The following is a 22,042-nucleotide window of genomic DNA, read 5'->3' as shown; positions in this document are numbered from 1 at the left end:
TTACAAAAACCACCACGGCTCTTTATGAGTGATACCAAAAAAATTATAGAAGATATAAAGAATAGGAAACTTGCTCCTATTTACTTTTTATATGGTAATGAACCTTATTTTATTGATGAGATAAGCGATTACATTGCTGCAAATGTACTGGACGAAGGCGAGAAAGGCTTTAACCAGATGGTGCTGTATGGTCGTGATATAGACATGGGCGAGCTGGTTGAAAATGCAAAGCGTTTCCCGATGATGGCAGACTATCAGGTGATCATCGTTAAAGAGGCACAAGATCTAGCACGTCACTGGGATAAGTTTGAATCTTATGCAAAACAGCCTCAACCTACCACGATTCTAGTCTTTAACTATAAATACAAAACACCAGACAAGCGCAAAAAGGTGTTTAAAGAAATGGCAAAAAATGCCGTTTTCTTTGAAAGTAAACCGCTGTATGAGAATAAAGTCCTGCCATGGATCAACAGCCATTTAAAGAGTAATGGCTATAACATTGAGCCCAAAGCTGGACAGATGCTGATTGAGTTTCTGGGAACTGAGATTGCCAAAATCAAAAACGAACTGGACAAATTGATGATTATCGTCCCTGCGGGAACAATGATCACACCACAGCTGATTGAAGAAAATATAGGAATCTCAAAAGATTATAACAACTTTGAACTGCGCAAGGCGCTGGGATCTCGAGATACAGTAAAGGTGAATCGCATTATCAACTATTTTGCTGAGAATCCTAAGGATAATCCACTGGTCGTGACCATAGGACAACTGCACAGTTTCTTTGTACAGTTATTAAAACTGCACGCGATGACCGACCGCAATCCACAAACGGTCGCAAGACAGATAGGTGTAAGTCCATTTTTTGTACAAGAATATTTTACTGCGGCCAAACATTATTCTATGAAGCATTGCAGTCATGCGATCAAGATCATACGCGATATAGACATGAAGTCTAAAGGTGTAGGAACTAATAAACCACAACAACACGATTTACTACAAGAGTTGATCGTTAATATCATGTACCCATAATGTCTACCAAATTTAAAGCCTGGATCAGTGCCGCACGATTAAGAACCTTGCCATTAAGTATCAGCGGAATTCTAGTGGGAAGTGCTTATGCCTATTTAAGAGTTAGTCATCTTGAATATTTAAAAACATCAAATGTGCTAGGCGTTTTTAGTTTTGCAATTGAGGATTTTGTAAGTGATTTTAATTTCCTCATCCCTATTCTAGCACTCATCACCACATTAGGTTTTCAAGTGCTGTCTAATTTTGCAAACGATTATGGCGATGGCGTTAAAGGAACTGATAATGATGATCGTGTAGGACCTATGCGTGCGCTGCAAAGCGGTATCATTCTCGCACACGAGATGAAACGTGCGATGATTATCACTGCTGTGTTGACCTTAATAAGTGCAATAGCATTGATTTATGTGAGTCTAGGTATAGAGCAATTATTGATTTCGCTCTTCTTTTTGGTATTGGGAATTGCCGCTATTTGGGCAGCGATCAAGTATACCGTAGGTGATAATGCTTATGGCTATCGCGGTCTGGGCGATGTGTTTGTTTTTATCTTCTTTGGTCCGGTAAGTGTGATGGGTATTTTTTACCTGATTACAAAAGCTGTGGACTGGAATATGATCTTGCCATCCATCACCATAGGATTGCTAAGTGTTGCCGTATTGAATCTCAATAACATGCGCGATATCGAGAGCGATAAAAAAGCTGGTAAAAACACCATCGTGGTAAAAATGGGTTCCATGAAAGCCAAGCTGTTTCATCATACCTTAATTACCATAGCACTAGTAACCGCATCCTTATTCTTTATCACCTTATATTATACAGAAGTAATGGATGATAACATGACACAACCATCGTTGTTCATGTTCTTACCACTACTCGCTTTTCTACCGCTATTTTTACATTTAAAAGTGGTAGAATTAAACAAAGAACCAGCCCTACTCGATCCAGAATTAAAAAAGGTCGCGCTATCGACTTTTGCCTTTGCAGTATTATCTGTGCTATCGGTATGGATCGTTAGTTAATCATCTTATCAACAGATTAACGTTTTGTTTTTCAGTTGATTAATGGGAAACGGACAAATAATAACTTTTGCTTAACACTCTGTTTTAACAAATGTTAACCATGGATTTGGGATTATGTTCTAAATTAGAGCTGAATTTAAAACGCAGAGAATCTGAATATACTTTACTTTAACTAAATCCTGAATTGTTATGGCTAGAGCTATGTTTGAGTACACTAAAACGGTACTAGAAAAGGTTAGTTTTAATCCTACACTCTTTTGCAAAGAATTACATAAGGCTGTAGAACGTTTATTACCATTTGAAATCGAAGAATTGATGATATGGATGAAACCTATGTTGTTGCAGCATCCAGAGCTAGCAACCTGCGTACCGTTACTACCCAAATAGAAATTTGACATTTTAAGAAAGAAATCCCATTGAAGTAGATCTTTAATGGGATTTTTTTGTTACCCATCATTTTGAAGGAATTATCCTTAGTTAATGTTTATAAAGTGTTTATTTTTATTCTTTTGGGACATGATGGATGAGTAAGAATTTGCGTAGGTTTGGATATATAATTGTTGCCAATAATAAGACCACCAAATGAAAACTAACTACACATTTGAAATTTTGACTCTTGATTCCAAGGGACAAACAACTATTAAGTCAGATAAGAATTTAGCTTTTTCATTGATGTCAAATGGTGGTATATGGAGTAATCCAAAAATACGAGTTAACAAAATTCACGATGATGTACTGAAAATAAATTTAGGGATAAGTCAAATAAGTCAAGAAGAAGAACAAGATTTTAATATTAAGAACACATTCATTCTCAAATTAGAAGGAGACTTTGAAGTTGTCGAACATTTAAGAATTCTAATCCTACAACATTTGGAATCTGTTGGTTTAGACCAAACCTATGTACTTTTGGATGAAGTATCTTCCGAAATATCATTTAAAATATATCCACAAATCAATAAAGTAGAAAATTTATTACGAAAATACGTAATGAAATTTTTTGTAACGAAGCTAGGTCCAAGTTGGTGGAACGTTACTGCTGACAGCGAAATGAAGAAGAAAGTTAATGCTAGAAAAAATAACGAATCACTTTTTTCAAAACACATTGATAATAGAGCTTACTTGATAGACTTTGGAGAATTAGGAAAAGTAGTTCATTCACAATCATCAGGATTTATCAGCAGAGAAGATATTGTTTCTAAAGTCCTAGATTTAGATGAAACAGAGGAGGCAATCAAAACTTTAAAAACAGAATTAGAAAGTAATTATACTAAGTTCTTTAAAGACACATTTAAATCTAATAATTTTCAGCAAAAATGGGAAGAACTAGAGAAAATCAGACACAAAGTTGCTCACAATAATCTTTTTTCTAAAAACGATTTACATAGAGCATCAGACCTTTGTAAAGAACTGACAGATATTATTTCTACTGCAAACGATTCGATAGAAACAATTCAATTTAATCTTGAGGAAAAAGACACCCTTAAAGAAAATATCACATATGGCTTAGAGACATATGACGTTATAACTAAAGATGAACTACTAAGAAAGCTAACTGAAAGCGTTAAGTGGGCTCAAAAAACAAGAGATAATTTTGTTGGCCTTAAACATTTTGTAACCAATTATTTAGGTTCAATAGGATATGACTATCAATCTAGTTACGATTTGATTAATCAATTAGAGTCAGAAGGTATCATTGAGTTATGGGATTATCAAGGTGCGAATAACTTGTATCCTGTAAAAGCAATACGATTTCCAGAAAAAATAAACGGAACGTTAGCTGGAAACGAGGCTCTTTTGAAAGCAAAATCTGAATTGAAAAAATAACTACTGGCAACAACGTATATAAAAAATAGCACGAGCAGTTACTAACACAAAGGTTCGGGCACTTTTTCGGGATCGTAAAATTTTTAAATTTGGCTATTTGGGAAAAGAATAATAAATAGAAAAATTTAAAAATTCGGCTAGTGCTTAACTGAAAAGTAATTACTAATCCACACGCTACGAATCACATAAACGGCTGGTGTACTTAATTTAAAACAAACAAAAAATAATGAGATTATTTGTCAGAAATAGACAAGGAAAAAAAGTTATTATAGACATTACTGCTAAGTCAAAAAAAGAACTTGCCAGAAAAATTGGATATAACTTTTATGTAGAAAATCAACATTATTCAATCAAAGATGTTGAAGCTGAATCAAGCAGTAATGATACAGCAGGAGGAGCAGTGATAGGAGGACTTTTAGGTTTGCTAGGTGGTGGAATTGGTGTCGTAATTGGAGGAATAGCTGGAGGTTTAATTGGAGGAGTTAGAGATGAGGATGAAAATAAAATGATTCGTAACTTCAATAATAGTAGAATATGAAAAAGGTAGACTACAAAGTTGTGGGTGTTGCAATATTTTTATTGATAATTTCAATATATTCTTTCACTAATTGGAATTTAGTAGCCAAATTTCTTATGACCTTTTTAGAAAGCAAAATTCTAACTTTTGGAATTTGGATTTTATTAACAATCACGTCAATAATCCATTATAATAAAAATTATGATGAGGATGAGAATATGATTAGCGATAAAGAAGGTTTAGACAAACCTATTGATTATTTATTATTCGTCTTAACTTATGGAGCTATTGGCACTAGTGTTCAAGTTCTTGCGAAAGAAACTTTTGCTAATTATAATTTCAAAGAATTATCAAAATTTGCTGAATTCAGTGGTTTTGATAACGCAAGCTTTTTTATAGTAATAATAGTTTTAATATTTTACAGTTATGGAAAAATAAAACCTATCCTTCAAGAAACATATATAGTCAAAAGTAAAATTAGATTAGAAGAAACAGAGGAAGAATTAAAAAACTAAGAACAACAAAGAACTAAAGTAAAAACCAACACCTCACACCACTCAAACTAAATAACCTAAAACCAACATCCCATGAACATCCTTTTTAAACTATCTGTTTTGTGTTTGTTGATGGTGTTGGTTGGTCAGGCGCAACAACGTGTGCCTTCTGATTTTATACCAGAAAACTATAAGGAATTTGAAACCATTTATGGAGATCTCAATAAAGATGGTCTAGAGGATTGTGTATTGATTATTAAAAAGGTAGATACTACTCAAATTGTGGTCAATCAATATGATAAAAAAGTAGATCGTAATAGACGTGGTATCATCGTGCTGTTTAAAAACAAGAACGGTTATCAGCTCGCAGATCAAAACCTAGATTGCTTCTCTTCAGAAAATGAAGATGGCGGCGTTTACTTTCCGCCAGATTTATGGATCAACATTAAAGACCACAAATTGCATGTCCATTACGGTCATGGTCGTTATGGTTATTGGGATTATACGTTCCGTTTTCAAAACGCCAACTTTGAATTAATAGGTTATGACTCTAGCAGTAATCGTGGACCGGTGACTTTAAGAGAAACCAGTATCAACTTCTTAACTAAAAAGAAGCTCGTCAAAGTAAATATCAATGAAGATTCTGAAGACGGCGATGAAAACTTTGAAGAAACCTGGAGTGATATTGAAATCGATCACCTCATCCAGTTATCACAGATCAAAGACTTTGATGCATTAGAGATGTTTCAGTTTTAGAAACTGATATACTGCTTTAACAGATGGCTTCTTCTCTCCTATTTTGATAGAATCTGTTTATTGATTCTGTAGTTTTTTTTCCATTTCATTGGCAATACAATTATAGAAAAAAGGTAAAATTCAGTAGGTTAATGTTTATTTTACGAAACATTTCAAACACATAACCATTTGCAATCATAAGATGCACTTAAAATCTAGAATTTAAATATGAATTTGCAACCCTTAAGAATTGAAGCTGGTTGGCAAGTGACTAACAACCAATTTTATGAAGTGGATCCCATACCAGGTCAAGAATCGTATTTTGAAGGTTCAAGTTTATTAATGTTGCGTAATAATGGGCGATTAAAATTAATAGACCTACAATGGCGACCAGAACTAGATCTGAATGGTGAATATCAATTACAAGTTTTAAATTTTGTAGAGAATTTTAACCCAATCACTAACGAGTTCGATACAGAACCTAATTGGGAACATCCTGTTTTAAATTTTGCTACAAAATCAAGGTTAGTACTTGTTGAAAAACTAGAAGACTTATTGCGAACACTACCCGTTTTTGAGGACCCTAGAATGATAGAAAGAAGAGGTGTGATCGATAACCTTTCAGAATCATACCGTTTGAGAATAGTAGAAAACGGTATCTCTACCGATTACATCAATGATATACTAGAAAACGGCAGCGCTCAACTCCAAGTTTATATCTTAAGTCATAAAGATCTCACACGAGAAATACTATTAAAGTTCGCAGAAAATGGACTCACCAAAAAGGTGAAAAACCAAGCAAAACAAAAATTAACGAGTAAAGGTTTTAGAGCGTAAAATCTAATGAAAGAAACTCTTTTCTTATCTTCATAAGTTAGGCAGCACATTATTGATGGATACACCTTACTTATCCGGCTACATAACTTAGTCTATTATTTTAAAAAAATGAAAAATAAAACTTTCGGATATACAGAAGATTGGAAAACGAGTCCCATGGCATATTGGGTTCATATCGAGGCAGATGATAAGCCTTGGTATATATCTGAAAAATTTGATCCTCCAGCACCAGTTCGTCACGGCAGTTTAGGCTATCCTTACTTGACTATTGAATTAGATGGATTTAGATTTTCGTTTACTAGTGAAGCTCAATTTGAAGAATTTAAAACGATAATGGCTAGAAAACTACTTCCTACGACTATGGAGCTTTCCAGTAAAAGACTAGGAAGTAAAGGACCCAATAGTCACTGGTTAAGTCGTTTACCAGCCAAAACAAAACCATGGAAATACCGAGAAAAGTTGATGAAATACTGTAACCAAATAGATTTTAAAGAGAACTAAACAACTCACAAAAGCAAAGCTTAAACATGAACTATCCAGAAATAGCTCATAAAATTATTCAACTTAAAGACGCAGATCTAGCCTTGCGTGATGAGCTTATTCAAAAAGGCCAACTCGGTAACGGTTATAATACAGATATGGAGCAGTTACATATCAAAAATGCTGACCAATTAGATGAAATCATCAACCTCATCGGTTATCCTACTATTGTAAAAGTAGGTCAAGAAGCTAGTGAAGCGGCCTGGCTTATCATACAACATGCGATTAGCAAACCAGACTTTATGAAAAAGTGTGTACAGCTATTACAACATACAGATCATAACGATACCGTAAAATTAAACTTAGTTTACTTGACAGATCGCATTGCCGTATTTGAAGAAAGACAGCAGTTGTATGGAACTCAGTTTGATTGGGATGCAAACGGAGAATTATCACCACAGGCATATGACGACCTCAACAAAGTAAATGAAAGAAGAAAAGCATTAGATCTTCCTACTTTAGAAGAGCAAACACAAATGATAAGACAACGCGCTAAAGAGGAAAAACAATCGACACCAACTGATTTTGAAAAACGAAAGAAAGAAATAAGAGCGTGGAAAAAAAAGGTAGGTTGGATATGGATATAAAAGATTAATTATGGGCAAATGAGGTAAAAGAATTTGGAATTATTTTTTAATACATGCACTTTATCGTAAAAAAATAAAAATCTCTAGTTATTAAAATATTCTTGTATATCTTATAACTTCATTAAAGTATTTATTTTGACGAATAAGCTACTCCTTATCTTACTAATATTTTGCTATAGTGCTTCTACTTTTTCTCAAAACAGTACAAGTAAGGTTGCAGATAGTGTGAACGTTTTAATTTCCTTATCTAAGAATAAAAATATAAGTGGTAACTATAAAGACGGATTGAAGTTTGCAACTTCAGCAGTGCAACATGCAAATAAAACTACGGATAAAATACTGCAAGCACGGGCTTATGTGAGTCTTGCCAATAACTATCAGGCCATTAATGATAGTGATAATGCTAGAGAATATTACAACATAGCATTAGATAAGAAAACAGATGACTATTTTGTAAACGTAGCCTCACTTAATGGGTTAGGTAATATATACTCAACAAATAAGAGTACAGCCGATAAAGCTGCAGGTTATTTTGAAAGATCTATATCATATACCCTAGAAGCAGGAAAAAATGAACACTCATTTTACACCTACTATAACATAGCTGGTATGTATTTAAATTTTAAAAATCCAGACAAAGCATATCCTTTTATTCTTAAAGCTAATGAGCTACTACCTAGAATTGAAAAAGAAAATCCTGTGCATCCGTTATTGCAAAATTTAAACTTTGCTATTTATCACAACCAGAAAGAAGATCATAGCCTTGCACTTATATATATTAATAAAGCGCTTAAAATAGCAGAAGACCATGCGCTTAATAAAGAACTCATAGATATATATGATTTCAAAAGCGAAATACATGAAGCGTTAGGAGCTTATGACTTAGCCTTAGCTAGTCTTAAGAAAATGCATTATTATAAAGATCTAGACTTTAATACAGAAAAAAGTCTTCAGGTAGAAAAAGTGACTGCAGGTTTTAAGGTTAATGAGTTTAAAGAAAAAGCTGAAGCTTCTCAATTAAAGTCAAATTTTATTATCCTAGCTGGAATTGTTACGTTACTATTTCTAAGTACTTCATTTCTTATTTTTTACAACTATAAGAAGCAATTGTCTTATCTAAAACTTGAAAAAAAGAATAAAGCACTTGTACGAGCTAAGAATGAAGCTGAACATGCTAATAAATTAACATCAGACCTATTAATAAATATAAGCCACGATTTAAGAACACCGTTGTATGGAATTATGGGTATTACCGGAATGCTTATTGAAAACCCATCAATTATAAATACAAAAAAAGGGCTTTTAAATTCTCTAAAATATTCTGGGGACCATTTAAAATCTGTTATAAATAATATTCTTAAAATTAAGGAGGTAGAATCTAATAAAATCAATTTAAAAGTAGCTAAAACCAATTTACACGATTTATTAAAAAACATAGTAAATTCATTAAAATATCTAGCCGATCAACAAGAAACTCAATTAAAGCTTGATATTTCAGATGACATATTAGAACACTATATTATAGATGGTAACAGTCTATCAGAAGTAATCACTAAGCTCATTGATAACGCTATAAAGTATACTAGAAATGGTGTTGTTACTTTTTCTACAAAATTGGTACATAAAGAGGCTACAAACCATACTATTGAATTTACAGTTTCCGATACAGGATCAGGCATTTCAACAGAGGATTTATCTATTATTTTTGATAATTTTAATCAAGGTAATCTAGAAGAAAATACTTCATATGGAATAGGTTTAGGACTACCCATTGTGAAGTCTCTAATAGAGATGATGGGCAGCAAATTATCTGTTAAAAGTGATGTAGGTATAGGATCTGAATTTTCGTTTATTCTAGAATGTGAAGTTCCAAATGGAGAAACTGCACGAGATACTAGTAAAGAACATAAAAGTCTACAAATATTAGTTGTAGAGGATAATAAAATCAATCAACTAGTAACTCAAAAACTAATAAGTTTGCTAGGACATGACTGTACCATTGCAATAAACGGACAGGAAGCTCTAAAAGAATTTAACAGTAACTATTTTGACTTAATACTGATGGATCTCAACATGCCTATTATGAATGGGTTTGAAGCCTCAAAAGCGATAACTGCACAAAACAAAAACATTCCAATAATAGCATTAACAGCATTACAAATCAGTGAAGTAAAAGAGCGATGCCTTAATGTTGGAATACTGGATATTATCAATAAACCTATAGATAAAGAAACTTTAAAAGCTATTATAGAAAGTATTTACACTTAAAATACCTAAACGATAACTATTAAATTGCAAAAAATTATAAATTAATACTCGTTGGATCAATAGCTTCATTTATTCTTGCTATAATTCTATAGTCATTGATTCAAACTCTTAAATTTACAGCCTGATAGCAAACGATAAAAAAACCTTGCAAGAAGAATTAAAACAGCATAGAAATCAGTGTTACACTTGCATGAGGCCTGTAAGCACTTGCGTTTGTAAACATATCAAACCGTTGCAAACAAACACTAGGTTTGTAATTTTAATGCATCCTAAAGAGTATAAGAAACAAAAAAATGGTACCGGTCACATGACCAACCTACAACTAGATAATGCAGAGATTATCGTAGGTGTAGATTTTAATAAGCATCAACGCGTTAATGAAATTCTGGCAGATCAAAATAACGCTTCTTTCCTACTCTATCCTGGTAAACAAAGTTTCAACTTATCTACCAGTAATGATACAGAAATGAATGATTTTATGGGACAGCGTCCCTATCTATTTATACTAGATGGTACCTGGCCATGTGCTCGTAAAATGCTTAAACTAAGTACAAACTTGCAACAGCTTAAAAGAGTAAGCTTTGACAATACTATTAAATCAAAGTTTATCATCAAGCAACAACCAGAATCTCTATGTTTAAGTACCATAGAATCTGTTTATACCGTATTGAACTTACTTAAAACTGGTGGTTTAGAAAATTGCGATACAGGTAAGTTTCTAGTTCCATTTGAAAAAATGATCGAATATCAACTGGATTATATGTTGAATCCAGATAGCAAGAACTATTCAAAAACAGCAAGCAAAGAAATCGCTCCAAAGTTTCAATACAAGAAAAAGACACAAAGAAGCACCATTCTAGAATCATAGATTCACTTCTTAATGAGAATTGCTCTATACTGCCACTTCCCTATCCTTTATAACAATTACTTAAAACGACCGAAAAGTCATCAATTTTAGATAATTTCACAGCCTCAAAAAACGCATAGCAATGGATTTTAATGTAGGAGATCAAGTAGACCTCATCATAGTAAATGAAACGCCTCTAGGTTACACGGTAATGATTAATGGTGTCCATGAAGGATTACTATATAGAAACGAGGTTTATGTAGAGTTAGAAGATAATTCTAAGCATACAGGCTATATCAAAAATATAAGAGAAGATGGCAAGATAGATGTTTCTCTAAGACCGCAAGGCTTCCTTAACGTGATTGATAGTGATGTAGACAAGGTGATGTCCTTGCTTAATGAAAGTCCTTATGGATACTTACTCTTAACAGATAAAAGTCCGCCAGACCATATACGCTATCACCTTAACATGAGTAAAAAGGCTTATAAAAAAGCCCTAGGTCATCTCTACAAGCAGAAACTGATTACTATTTCTGATGAAAAAGTAGCGCTGGTAGATAAGAAATAAAACTACCTCTACCATATCAATACCTATATCAAACCCTACTGGCTATCACTGGTAGGGTTTTATTTTATGTAATCCGCCATACTTTGTGAATAGGTAAAGTTGTTTTTATTACGCTTTCGCGAAAGCGATAACCAACTGTCATACAACTAATTGAACTATACAACTCTTTTCTAATACTTTAGGAACTGTGATAAGTTGTACCTTTTTTAAAATTTAAAAATGGTTGTACGATGAAAAGAAATTTATTCTCACTTTTATTACTAGGATCTTTAATATTCACCTCTTGTGGCTCAGAGATTCCGATAGAATATTTAGACGTCAGTCCAGATCAAAACACGTACACAGAAACCATTTTAGAGAATGAAATAAAAGGTATTCATGTAAAGCACATTGCTCTTACAGGAGAACACCATCTAGAAGATCAATCACAGGATGGATTTAAATACATCTATTTATTTGTAAAAGGAAACGGAACTGTAAATGCTGCAAATAAAGATTATGACATCGTACCAGAAACCATTTTACTGCCTAATGCGGTGTCATCTATTACTGTAAATACGACTGTAAGTGACACATTACATTATCTTAAAATATCTAGTAAGCTAACAGATCAAGATCTTATGGATCTAAAAGAGTTTCCTGTAGAAAACACGCAACAGGTATACTATGCAAAATTTACCGATTGTAAATCCTATACCGAACCTATCAAGAGTCCTAACACGGTAAGTCGTACTATATTGCCTAATCAATATATTCCTAGAATTGCAATGGGTACCGTACAAACGACTGGACCAGATCGAGTAGGTGCGCACGAACATCCTATGTTAGAACAGCTATTTTTAGGCCTATCAGATAACAACTGTACCGTTTATGCAGATGATGGCCAGGTTGATTTCCCTGAGTATTCTGTACTACACATTCCGTTAGGTTCTAGTCATTCTGTATCTGTAGAACAAGATGAATTGATGTATTATGTATGGATGGATTTTTTCAGAGATAAAAAAGGTGAAGAATGGCTTAAAACTCATAATCAAGATGAGGATGAAGAATAAGTAAGTCTGCTGCTTATCAAATAGAAATAGCTCCATGCATCTGTAAATAGATCATCGGAGCTATTGAAGTATTATATGATTTTAAATTAATCTAGGAGCAACTAAATTACTTTTTTGAAATAGGACTTACAATCTGCACGTTAGAAAAAGCGATAGCGCCTTTAATAACACCTGCAATAACATTTTGCAACGCATCTATAATCTGTAATTTTAATTCACTTTGATGGTAAATTAAACTTACCTCACGTGCTGGTGATGGATCTTCAAAAAATCGTAAATTTTCCTTTTTACGATCACTTAAATCCATCGTGTTTAAATAGGGTAATAAAGTCATACCTAGACCTTCATCTGCTAGTTTAATAAGCGTTTCAAAACTTCCACTTTCTAGCATGAAATGTTCATCCTCAGTATCTCTAGTGTTACGACATAGGTTCAATACACTGTCCTTAAAACAATGTCCATCTTCTAATAATAGTAGCTCGTCTGCGTTTAGGTCCTCTACCTTAATTTTAGATTTCTGTTGACCTGCATATCTAGGATCATATACTACAAAAGGCTCGTAGTATAAGATGCGCTCTTTAATCATTTCATTATTAAGAGGTGTTGCTGCGATAGCAGCATCGATACTACCATCTTGTAAAGCATCAATAATACTATCTGTAGTCAGCTCTTCAATACGCAGTTTAACCTTAGGATATTTATTGACAAAATTGCGTAAAAACATAGGTAACAATGTAGGCATTACCGTCGGTATCACACCTATTTTAAACTCTCCTCCTATGTAACCTTTCTCTTGATCTACTATATCTTGTATACGATCACTTTCATTGACGATATTACGCGCCTGATTCACGATTTTCTTTCCTGTTTCAGTAAGTTCAATAGGCTTTTTAGAACGGTCAAATATCTGGATATCTAGCTCGTCTTCCAGTTTTTGAATTTGCATACTTAAGGTAGGTTGCGTTACAAAAACCTTCTCTGCTGCCTTAGTAAAATTTTGATATTGTGCTACAGCAAGAACGTACTTCAGTTGGGTGATAGTCATTATAGGTATTTTAAACAAAAATAGATGATAGTATGTGATTTATCTATTGTAAAAACTTCCTTTTTTCTGGTCTATTTAACGTTTGGGACGTATTTTTAATAAGCTTTTTAATTTCGCTTTTGCGAAAGCGTGATAAACCTCACATATTAAGAGATTTAAAGCTGATAAATCGCAGAAACATTATCGATTATAAAAATAAAAAAATGCTGGAACCTTTAACTAAAATTATCGCTTACACTTTTACTTTTATGATCCTTGCTGTAGGAATATGTGCAGGAGTTGTACTTTATATAGATCATAATGCGCCATCCAATCACAGCAAACTGGCGATACAAACTGGTCCTGATTTACCACTTAAACCTCAGTTCAATGAGCAACAACTGCTAGGTCAAAATTTATTTAAAGCAAATTGTGCTTCATGTCACAAACCTAACAAACGTGCGGTAGGACCTGCACTAGCTGGCGTGTCCAGTAAATACGACCGAGACTGGATTTATTCTTGGATAGAAGATCCGCAGGCAAAAATAGCTAGTGGTGACGCAGACGCGATTAAAATCTATAATGAGTATAACCAAACTAATATGAATGCTTTTCCGCAATTGTCTCATGATGAAATAGATGCTATACTTGCATATGCAGATTACTATCTATAATGAAACATGGAATAACAGCCTGTGAATGGTGCCTTACTGAGTGTGATAACGACCATTTACAATGTAAGAAATGTGGTGGACCTATTGCAGTTTTAGAACCTTGGGTTTTACAGTGTGGCTGGGGCAGTTCTTCTAACCGACGAGATTTAACCACAAATTGTAACAGTTGTGGTGGTGAGTTACCTCACATACCTGGCACACCTAGATTACCAGAACCACCAGTGGCACCTCGATATCTTGCACCAGGCTATGAGAAAAAAATCAAATATTGGAAAAACCCATCTTTTTTAGTCGGTGCTATTTTTTGTATTTTTCTTTTTCCAGGATTGTGTTTTTGGCCCATGTTGATTATTCCTTTAATAGGCTTTTTTATCTTGCGATGGAGTTTAAAAAATTCCAATCATAAATTAAATGCTCTCAAATCTGGTGTGCCTACACGTGGTATCATCTTAGATGTTTTTATCGATATGAATCAACATATCAATAACAGAAATCCTGTGCGTATCGATTATGAATTTGACACTCCAGATGGTAAACATACCGATTTTGTAAACGTATGGGATGAAACCAACTTACGCAGACCACCGGGAGAACACCTATGGATTGTCTTTAACCCTAAAAATCCGGCCGAGAATAATATCTGGCCACCATTAAGTTAATAACAGGCTATAATTAGTTACTTACACCAATAGATAAATTAACATTTTGTCAACTCATTATTGCTGTAGGTACATCTACTTTTATACAATCATTACATTTATATGAAGATCACAGCATTTGCCGGTAGTAACAGTAAAACATCAATCAACAAAAGATTAGTTACCTATACCGCATCATTATTTAATCAACCAGACACCACAGTTCTAGATCTTAATGATTATGATATGCCTTTATATGGTATGGATCTAGAATTAGAGAATGGGATTCCCAATGATATTTTCAAAATCTCAACTATTCTTAAAGAATCTGATTTGTTAATCATCTCTCTAGCCGAACATAACGGTGCTTATGCAACTGTTTTTAAAAACCTATTCGACTGGTTATCTCGTGTAGATGGTACTAAAGGTTTTCATAACAAACCTATATTTTTAATGGCTAGTTCACCTGGTGGTCGTGGTGGTGCAAGTGTTTTAGAAATTGCAAAAGCGAGATTACCTTTTAATGATGGTGAAGTTATAGACACCTACAGTCTCCCTAATTTCTCATCAAATTTTAATGATAAGGATGGTATAACAGATCCAGAATTAAAATCGATACTATTCGATAAAATAGAAAACATAAAATCACAACTTAAATTTTAATATTATGGCAACGATAACTATAGGAGGCAATGAAATCTCTACCAGTGGCACACTACCAGATGTAGGAAGTCAGGCACCAGACTTCAAATTGAAAAAAGCAGATTTATCTGAAGCTTCTCTTAACGATTATAAGGGCAAAAGAGTCATTCTTAACATCTTCCCTAGTGTTGATACTGATGTATGTGCAACATCTGTAAAGAACTTTAATAAAAGAGCTACTGAGCTGGATAATACCGCTGTACTTTGTATTTCTAGAGATACACCATTTGCTCAAAAACGATTTGCAAGTGATGAAGGATTAGAAAATGTTGTGAATTTAAGCGATGTCATCGATGGGTCTTTTGGTAAAGATTATGGACTAACTATGACGTCTGGACCGCTAGCAGGTTTCCATTCTAGAGCTGTGGTAGTTCTTAATGAAGAAGGAAAAGTTATTTATAACGAGCAAGTTCCTGAAATTGCAGATGAACCTAACTATCTTGCAGCCCTAAAGACATTATTATAATTGGCACTAGGTACATTTTTATATAAAAGATTAAAAGGTTGCGGCTATGCTTTTAAAGGCGCCGTAACCTTATTAAAAACAGAAGCTAGTATACAAGTACAAGCTTTTATTGCAGTAGTGATGACCATTGCTGGGTTCTATTTTGATATCACTAATACAGAGTGGATGATTCAAATTATATCAATAGGTCTCATTATGAGTCTAGAAGGCATGAACACTGCAGCAGAAGCTATTGCAGATTTTATTCATCCAGATTTTCATATTAAAATAGGACATATAAAAGATATTGCAGCTGGTGCCGTTTTTATAACTGCTATAACAGCAGTAATCATAGGGCTGATCATTTATGTACCGTACATCAAAGCAGTTTTATTTTCTTAACTAAATGAAAATTAGTGGTATAAATTAATTTTATTACTGTTTTTCAATCTATTAATATCTTCGTTGATTATTAACTGATAACTATCTATTGATAAGAGTACAATATTGTTATTTTTGTACGTTCACCTTATTATATGGCCAAAAAGAAAACCACCAAACCAAAATCACCTAAAAAACCACTGATACCTAGCTTTACATTAAGCAGAGTACAAGAGGTCATAATAGGTTTGTTGTTGATGGGTCTTGGTGTCATCCTTCTATTTTCATTTATCTCTTTCTTCTTTACATGGCGTGAAGATCAAAGTATATTAGGCAATATATCTGACCGCGAGATTGTAGCACAAAACTGGCTTAGTAAAATAGGAGCTGGATTAAGTAACTTTTTTATTTATGATGGTTTTGGAATCGCTGCGCTATCGATTCCGGTATTGATCATCATTACTGGTATATTTCTATTTGCTGCAAAGAAAGATGTGTTTACGCTTTCGCGAAAGCGTATCCTCAATCTATGGTTTTGGGGATTATTATTAATGTTATGGCTGTCCATGACTATGGGCTTTTTTCATGCTTCTAATCCATTACTAGGTGGTAAGGTAGGAATGGAATTAAATGACTTTTTACAAGATTATATTGGACTGCTAGGTACTATAGTGGTAATGATCATACTAGCTATTATTTACATGGTGTTGCGATTAAATATCACACCTGAAAAAGTAAGTGCTTATTTTGCTAAAAAAGCTACTGAGGTTAAAGACAGTTTTGAGCCAGATTTAATTCCGTCTGATGAAGAGCAAGACTGGGAAAAATCAACTATTGAAGGACAGACAGTCGTTGAAGAGGTTGCTACTCCTACTCCACCAGAATCCGATAAAATGGAAGTTACCATTTCAGAACCTGAGATTATTCCAGAACCAGAAGTAATTCCAGAGCCTGTTCTTAAAACAATTCCTAAACAAGACGATGGTGATGTTGATGTAGAAATCAACGCCGTAATCGACGAAGATGAGGATATTAATAGTAAGGCAGAAAAGATTGTAGAAGACTTTGGCGAGTTCGACCCAACTCTTGAGTTGAGCAATTTTAAATTTCCTCCTCTAGAGTTACTTAAAGATTATTCTCAAGGTAAAACCATTACTATTAATGAAGAGGAATTACAAGCAAACAAATTAAAAATTGTTGAAACCCTAAACAATTATAAAATAGGTATTGCTAAAATTACTGCGACTATAGGTCCAACGGTAACTTTATATGAAATCGTCCCTGAAGCTGGAGTACGTATCTCAAAAATTAAAAACCTGGAAGATGATATTGCCTTATCTCTAGCAGCATTAGGTATACGTATCATTGCACCTATACCTGGGAAAGGAACCATAGGTATTGAAGTACCTAACCAAAACCCTTCTATCGTATCCATGCGATCTGTGATTGCATCACCTAAGTTTCAAAAAGCCGAAATGGAGTTACCTATCGCTTTTGGAAAAACAATTAGTAATGAAACGTTTGTGGTGGATCTTGCAAAGATGCCTCACTTACTTATGGCTGGTGCGACTGGTCAAGGTAAATCTGTAGGTCTTAATGCCGTATTGACTTCCCTACTTTACTCAAAGCATCCTGCAGAGGTGAAATTTGTATTAGTAGATCCTAAAAAAGTAGAATTAACTTTATTCAATAAAATTGAACGTCATTATCTCGCAAAGTTACCAGATAGCGGCGAGGCAATTATTACCGATAATTCGTTAGTAATTAATACACTTAATAGTTTGTGTATTGAGATGGATCAACGTTATGACATCCTTAAAGAAGCGATGTGTCGTAATATTAAAGAGTACAATGCTAAATTTAAAGCGAGGAAATTGAATCCTGCAAATGGTCATAAATTTCTTCCATATATCGTATTGGTAGTTGACGAGTTTGCAGATCTTATAATGACTGCTGGTAAAGAAGTAGAAACTCCTATAGCCAGACTAGCACAGCTGGCACGTGCAATTGGAATTCATTTAATTATCGCGACACAACGACCATCTGTAAATGTAATTACAGGTATGATTAAAGCAAATTTCCCTGCTCGTGTATCTTTTCGAGTACAACAAAAAGTGGATTCTAGAACGATCTTGGATAGCGGTGGTGCAGATCAATTAATAGGTCGTGGAGATATGCTTTATACTTCTGGTAATGAAATTATAAGAATACAATGTGCCTTTGTCGATACTCCAGAAGTTGAAAAAATCACCGACTTTATAGGTTCTCAAAAAGCTTATCCAGATGCTTACCTACTACCAGAATACGTAGGTGAAGAAGGTGGCACAAGTCTTGATATAAGCATAGACGAAAGAGATAGTAAATTCAGAGAAGCTGCAGAAGTGCTCGTTATTGCACAACAAGGTAGTGCCTCACTATTGCAACGTAAATTAAAATTAGGTTACAATAGAGCTGGTCGTATTATTGATCAACTAGAAGCAGCCGGAATAGTAGGTGGTTTTGAAGGTAGCAAGGCGAGACAGGTTTTAATACCGGACCTTGCATCTCTAGAAGTATTTTTAAACGAAGAAAAAAACAAAGGTTAAGACCATGAAAAAGATTTTCATTTTATTACTATTATCTGTTGCTTTTATAAGTAACGCACAATCATCAAAAGCAGAACAACTGCTTAAAGAAGTAGCGACTAAGTTTAAGAGCTATGAAAATGTAGTATTTACTTATAAAGGTAATCTTCAAAATTCAAGGTCACAATTGAATATGGATGTTCAAGGTGAAGCCACTTTAAGTGGTGACAACTATAATGTGGAGTTCTTAGGAAGCACCTATGTTTTTAACGGTGATAAACTATATGTCATTAATCGTGAAGATGAACAGGTAACCATTTCTACGCAAACAGATAATGAGGACGGACTGATCTCACCTACTAACATATTAACGTTCTATGAAAAAGGATATCGTGCAGAATGGGATATAGAACAAAATGTTAGAGGTCGTAAGATTCAATACATTAAGTTAACACCTATTAAATCAGACTCTGAGTACAAACAAGTATTGCTAGGAATAGATATCAATACAAAACATATCTATAACGCCATTGTAACAGAAGTAAGCGGTACTAAAGCTACTTTTACCCTATTATCACTTAAGACTAATCAGCCTTTATCAAAGAAATGTTTCTACTTTGATCCTAAAGATTATGATGGTTGGGATATTGAGAACCTAGACTAAGTTGAAAATACTGGATAGATACATATTGACTTCATTTATAAAGACGTTTTTAAGCGTCTTTATTGTCATTATGTTTATTCTTATCCTACAGGCCATATGGCTTTACATTAAGGATCTTGCAGGAAAGGATTTAGATATGATTACCATAGCTAAATTTATGATGTACACTATTCCTGTTATTGTACCTCTAGCGCTACCTTTAAGTATCATTCTAGCATCTATAATGGTTTTCGGTAATATGGCCGAAAATTATGAATTTGCAGCCATGAAATCTAATGGTATATCCTTACAACGTGCCATGCGATCGTTAATCATTGTTGTCGGAACATTAGGTGTCACTTCATTTTTCTTTGCAAATACGGTGATTCCTTGGGGACATTTCAAGCAAGGAAATCTACGGCGAAATATTGTAAATAGTAAACCTGCAATGGCCATAGGAGTTGGTAATTTCAACCAATTAGGTGACATCAATATTAAAGTAGATCAAAAAACAGGTGATCGCGGTCAATTTTTAGACAACGTTCTCATCCATAAAAAAAACCCGAAGCGCAATGGGAATTATACGGTCATAAAAAGTAGAAAAGGTGAATTAAAAAGCTCCTTAAAGTCTAATATCATTCAGCTAGTTCTGACGGATGGTAATTACTATGACGACCTTTTTCCTGAAAATGCACAAAAAAGAAGAAGTTCTCCTTTTGTACGCAGTTACTTTGATACTTATACGCTTAATGTTGACGTATCAGGATTAAATAATGTGGACCTTAATAAAGCAGATGTTACCGATAATCATCGCATGCTTAAAATTCATGAGCTACAAACCAGTATAGATTCATTTACTACAAAGTTTAATGATAATTTATCCTTCTATCATGAAGCACAGCACAGAAAATGGGCACCAGAACTGATGAAGTCAAGAATTACTGATACCATAAAGGCTGGTGAAATCACAGATAATTTTATTAGTGAATTAAAAATATATGATCAGCGACGTACTATTGAGAATACCATTAATAAATTAAAGCAACAACGATCATCTTTAAAAAACAGGCTATTTCAACTTAGTGAAGAATCTAAACGTATCGCAAAGCACGAGATTGAAATACAGAAGAAATTTGTTCTAGGAGCTGCATGTATTATACTATTTTTTATTGGAGCACCACTAGGAGCTATTATTAGAAAAGGTGGAATGGGATTACCATTAGTAATTGCTACCTTATTTTTCTTAACCTATCACTTCATCAATATTTTTGCAGAGAAAGCTGCCGTTGAAGGTGCATTCCCTACTTGGATAGGTGCCTGGATGGGAACATTAATCATTTTTCCATTAGGCATATTACTTACCTATCGAGCTACTACAGATCAAGGATTTTTTGATTTAGGAGGTGCTGTTGAATCCTTATTTTCTAAGTTTAAAAAAAAGCCAAAGAATCCTACTAGAGCCGTCTAATTCTTATCTTTGTGCAAAAGATGAAGCCCTATGACCGCTAGTACTGCAATTCAAAAAAATACTTCCTTTAAACTAGACTCTATTGAAGATGCTATTGAGGACATCAAAAAAGGTAAGGTTATCATTGTTGTAGATGATGAAAATAGGGAAAACGAAGGTGACTTTCTGGCTTCCGCACAATCTGTAACACCAGAAATGATCAACTTTATGGCCACTCATGGTCGTGGATTGATATGCATGCCTATTACAGAGTCGCGCTGTAAAGAATTAGAACTGGATATGATGGTTACTAATAATTCTGACCCTATGGAAACTGCTTTTACGGTTTCTGTAGATCTAAGAGGTCATGGAGTAACCACTGGTATTAGTGCCAGCGATAGATCAAAGACCATCCAAGCGATGATTCATGAAGATACTAGAGGTCATGATTTAAGTAAACCAGGTCACATTTTCCCTTTAAGAGCACGAGATGGTGGCGTTTTAAGAAGAACTGGGCATACTGAAGCTGCTATTGATTTTGCAAGATTAGCCGGACATGAACCTGCAGGTGTGATTGTAGAAATCATGAATGAAGATGGAACGATGGCTCGCTTACCTCAATTGATTGAAGTTGCAAAAAAGTTTGATGTAAAATTAGTTTCTATAGAAGATTTAGTGGCTTATCGTATGAAAAACGATAGCCTCATCGAGAAAAAAGAAGACTTTAATTTACGCACTCGTTTTGGTGAATATAGATTAAGAGCTTATCAACAAACCACAAATCAACAAATACACCTAGCATTAACCTTAGGTGATTGGAATGAAGATGAGGAAGTACTAACACGTATGAACTCTACTCAGGTTAATAATGACCTTTTCAGTACGCTTACATCTGAGGCTGACAGAAAAATAGACGCTATGTTTGAACGTCTTAATAAGGAAGGAAAAGGAGCAATTGTTTTCATAAATCAGCAGTTTCAACCAGAAAATATGTTGAGTAGATTAGAACAATTAAAAGAATTACAACAAAATGGCGAGGTAAAAGCGCCACGCAAAAACCTAGATAATAGAGATTACGGTATAGGTGCTCAAATACTGCACGACTTAAAAATCTCAAAATTAAAGCTGTTAACTAACAGTGAGCAAAGTAAGCGTATAGGTATGATAGGTTATGGTCTAGAGATCACAGAAACCATAACTTATTAAT

The 22,042-nt window shown here is 34.1% G+C and carries 24 protein-coding genes; 23 read left to right on the top strand and 1 reads right to left on the bottom strand.

Features of this window, described 5'->3' with window-relative positions:
- The first annotated feature begins 24 nt into the window (after nucleotides 1-24).
- The 14 genes from holA (at nucleotide 25) to IL45_RS13365 (ending at nucleotide 12,317) form a co-directional block, all read left to right on the top strand.
- Nucleotides 25-1,032: a DNA polymerase III subunit delta gene (holA, locus tag IL45_RS13430; protein WP_006795436.1), complete on the top strand. Its 1,008-nt coding sequence runs from the start codon at nucleotides 25-27 to the stop codon at nucleotides 1,030-1,032.
- Nucleotides 1,032-2,048 carry a 1,4-dihydroxy-2-naphthoate octaprenyltransferase gene (gene menA / locus IL45_RS13425; protein ID WP_036584831.1) on the top strand — a complete coding sequence of 339 codons (1,017 nt, stop codon included), beginning with the start codon at nucleotides 1,032-1,034 and terminating at the stop codon, nucleotides 2,046-2,048. Before holA ends, menA begins: the two co-directional genes overlap by 1 nt.
- Before the next feature lie 189 nt (nucleotides 2,049-2,237).
- On the top strand, nucleotides 2,238-2,435 hold the full coding sequence (locus tag IL45_RS13420) for a hypothetical protein (RefSeq protein ID WP_036584829.1): 198 nt from the start codon (nucleotides 2,238-2,240) through the stop codon (nucleotides 2,433-2,435).
- Between the two features lie 195 nt (nucleotides 2,436-2,630).
- Complete coding sequence (locus tag IL45_RS13415) at nucleotides 2,631-3,872, top strand: Swt1 family HEPN domain-containing protein (RefSeq protein ID WP_036584827.1); 1,242 nt, start codon at nucleotides 2,631-2,633, stop codon at nucleotides 3,870-3,872.
- Nucleotides 3,873-4,098: 226 nt separating this feature from the next.
- The gene (locus tag IL45_RS14850; protein ID WP_051788738.1) at nucleotides 4,099-4,410 is read left to right on the top strand and encodes a hypothetical protein; all 312 of its coding nucleotides are present in this window, start codon (nucleotides 4,099-4,101) and stop codon (nucleotides 4,408-4,410) included.
- On the top strand, nucleotides 4,407-4,904 hold the full coding sequence (locus IL45_RS13405) for a hypothetical protein (RefSeq protein ID WP_036584825.1): 498 nt from the start codon (nucleotides 4,407-4,409) through the stop codon (nucleotides 4,902-4,904). Before IL45_RS14850 ends, IL45_RS13405 begins: the two co-directional genes overlap by 4 nt.
- Nucleotides 4,905-4,976: 72 nt before the next feature.
- Nucleotides 4,977-5,639, top strand: coding sequence for a hypothetical protein (locus IL45_RS13400; protein ID WP_036584822.1), 663 nt, complete (start codon nucleotides 4,977-4,979; stop codon nucleotides 5,637-5,639).
- A gap of 207 nt (nucleotides 5,640-5,846) precedes the next feature.
- Complete coding sequence (locus IL45_RS13395; protein WP_036584820.1) at nucleotides 5,847-6,455, top strand: hypothetical protein; 609 nt, start codon at nucleotides 5,847-5,849, stop codon at nucleotides 6,453-6,455.
- Between the two features lie 108 nt (nucleotides 6,456-6,563).
- Complete coding sequence (locus IL45_RS13390; protein ID WP_036584818.1) at nucleotides 6,564-6,956, top strand: hypothetical protein; 393 nt, start codon at nucleotides 6,564-6,566, stop codon at nucleotides 6,954-6,956.
- Between the two features lie 26 nt (nucleotides 6,957-6,982).
- A complete protein-coding gene (locus IL45_RS13385; RefSeq protein ID WP_036584816.1) occupies nucleotides 6,983-7,582 on the top strand; it encodes a DUF6624 domain-containing protein in 600 nt (199 codons plus the stop codon).
- A gap of 135 nt (nucleotides 7,583-7,717) precedes the next feature.
- Nucleotides 7,718-9,850: a tetratricopeptide repeat-containing hybrid sensor histidine kinase/response regulator gene (locus IL45_RS13380; protein WP_036584814.1), complete on the top strand. Its 2,133-nt coding sequence runs from the start codon at nucleotides 7,718-7,720 to the stop codon at nucleotides 9,848-9,850.
- Between the two features lie 145 nt (nucleotides 9,851-9,995).
- Nucleotides 9,996-10,718 carry a tRNA-uridine aminocarboxypropyltransferase gene (locus IL45_RS13375; protein ID WP_081866620.1) on the top strand — a complete coding sequence of 241 codons (723 nt, stop codon included), beginning with the start codon at nucleotides 9,996-9,998 and terminating at the stop codon, nucleotides 10,716-10,718.
- A gap of 121 nt (nucleotides 10,719-10,839) precedes the next feature.
- Nucleotides 10,840-11,265, top strand: coding sequence for a S1 RNA-binding domain-containing protein (locus tag IL45_RS13370; RefSeq protein ID WP_036584813.1), 426 nt, complete (start codon nucleotides 10,840-10,842; stop codon nucleotides 11,263-11,265).
- Between the two features lie 230 nt (nucleotides 11,266-11,495).
- Nucleotides 11,496-12,317: a PLP-dependent aminotransferase family protein gene (locus tag IL45_RS13365; RefSeq protein ID WP_036584811.1), complete on the top strand. Its 822-nt coding sequence runs from the start codon at nucleotides 11,496-11,498 to the stop codon at nucleotides 12,315-12,317.
- Between the two features lie 106 nt (nucleotides 12,318-12,423).
- On the opposite strand, the gene IL45_RS13360 is transcribed toward IL45_RS13365, so the two are convergent.
- On the bottom strand, nucleotides 12,424-13,362 hold the full coding sequence (locus tag IL45_RS13360) for a LysR substrate-binding domain-containing protein (RefSeq protein ID WP_036584809.1): 939 nt from the start codon (nucleotides 13,360-13,362) through the stop codon (nucleotides 12,424-12,426).
- A gap of 203 nt (nucleotides 13,363-13,565) precedes the next feature.
- Here IL45_RS13360 and IL45_RS13355 point away from each other — a divergent pair, with 203 nt between their 5' ends.
- From IL45_RS13355 to ribB, 9 genes are all read left to right on the top strand, one after another.
- Nucleotides 13,566-14,015, top strand: a complete 450-nt coding sequence (locus tag IL45_RS13355; RefSeq protein ID WP_235183356.1) for a c-type cytochrome — start codon at nucleotides 13,566-13,568, stop codon at nucleotides 14,013-14,015.
- Complete coding sequence (locus IL45_RS13350; protein ID WP_036584807.1) at nucleotides 14,015-14,674, top strand: hypothetical protein; 660 nt, start codon at nucleotides 14,015-14,017, stop codon at nucleotides 14,672-14,674. The genes IL45_RS13355 and IL45_RS13350 overlap by 1 nt, the downstream gene beginning before the upstream one ends.
- 102 nt (nucleotides 14,675-14,776) lie before the next feature.
- The gene (locus IL45_RS13345) at nucleotides 14,777-15,316 is read left to right on the top strand and encodes an NADPH-dependent FMN reductase (RefSeq protein WP_036584805.1); all 540 of its coding nucleotides are present in this window, start codon (nucleotides 14,777-14,779) and stop codon (nucleotides 15,314-15,316) included.
- Between the two features lie 4 nt (nucleotides 15,317-15,320).
- The gene (gene tpx / locus IL45_RS13340; protein ID WP_036584803.1) at nucleotides 15,321-15,821 is read left to right on the top strand and encodes a thiol peroxidase; all 501 of its coding nucleotides are present in this window, start codon (nucleotides 15,321-15,323) and stop codon (nucleotides 15,819-15,821) included.
- Nucleotides 15,822-16,202 (top strand): diacylglycerol kinase, encoded by a 381-nt coding sequence (locus IL45_RS13335; RefSeq protein WP_036584801.1) that lies wholly within the window; start codon nucleotides 15,822-15,824, stop codon nucleotides 16,200-16,202.
- 134 nt (nucleotides 16,203-16,336) lie between these two features.
- The gene (locus IL45_RS13330; RefSeq protein WP_036584800.1) at nucleotides 16,337-18,766 is read left to right on the top strand and encodes an FtsK/SpoIIIE family DNA translocase; all 2,430 of its coding nucleotides are present in this window, start codon (nucleotides 16,337-16,339) and stop codon (nucleotides 18,764-18,766) included.
- Between the two features lie 4 nt (nucleotides 18,767-18,770).
- Complete coding sequence (locus IL45_RS13325; protein ID WP_036584798.1) at nucleotides 18,771-19,409, top strand: LolA family protein; 639 nt, start codon at nucleotides 18,771-18,773, stop codon at nucleotides 19,407-19,409.
- A gap of 1 nt (nucleotide 19,410) precedes the next feature.
- Complete coding sequence (locus tag IL45_RS13320; protein WP_051788736.1) at nucleotides 19,411-20,856, top strand: LptF/LptG family permease; 1,446 nt, start codon at nucleotides 19,411-19,413, stop codon at nucleotides 20,854-20,856.
- Nucleotides 20,857-20,886: 30 nt separating this feature from the next.
- Entirely contained in the window at nucleotides 20,887-22,041 is a 1,155-nt protein-coding gene (ribB, locus tag IL45_RS13315; RefSeq protein ID WP_036584793.1) for a 3,4-dihydroxy-2-butanone-4-phosphate synthase, read from the top strand.
- Nucleotide 22,042 lies beyond the last annotated feature (1 nt).

The organism is Nonlabens ulvanivorans (assembly GCF_000732625.1).
Lineage (GTDB): Bacteria > Bacteroidota > Bacteroidia > Flavobacteriales > Flavobacteriaceae > Nonlabens > Nonlabens ulvanivorans.
Note: the sequence above shows the minus strand (reverse complement) of the source record. Positions and strands in the feature narration are given on the sequence as shown.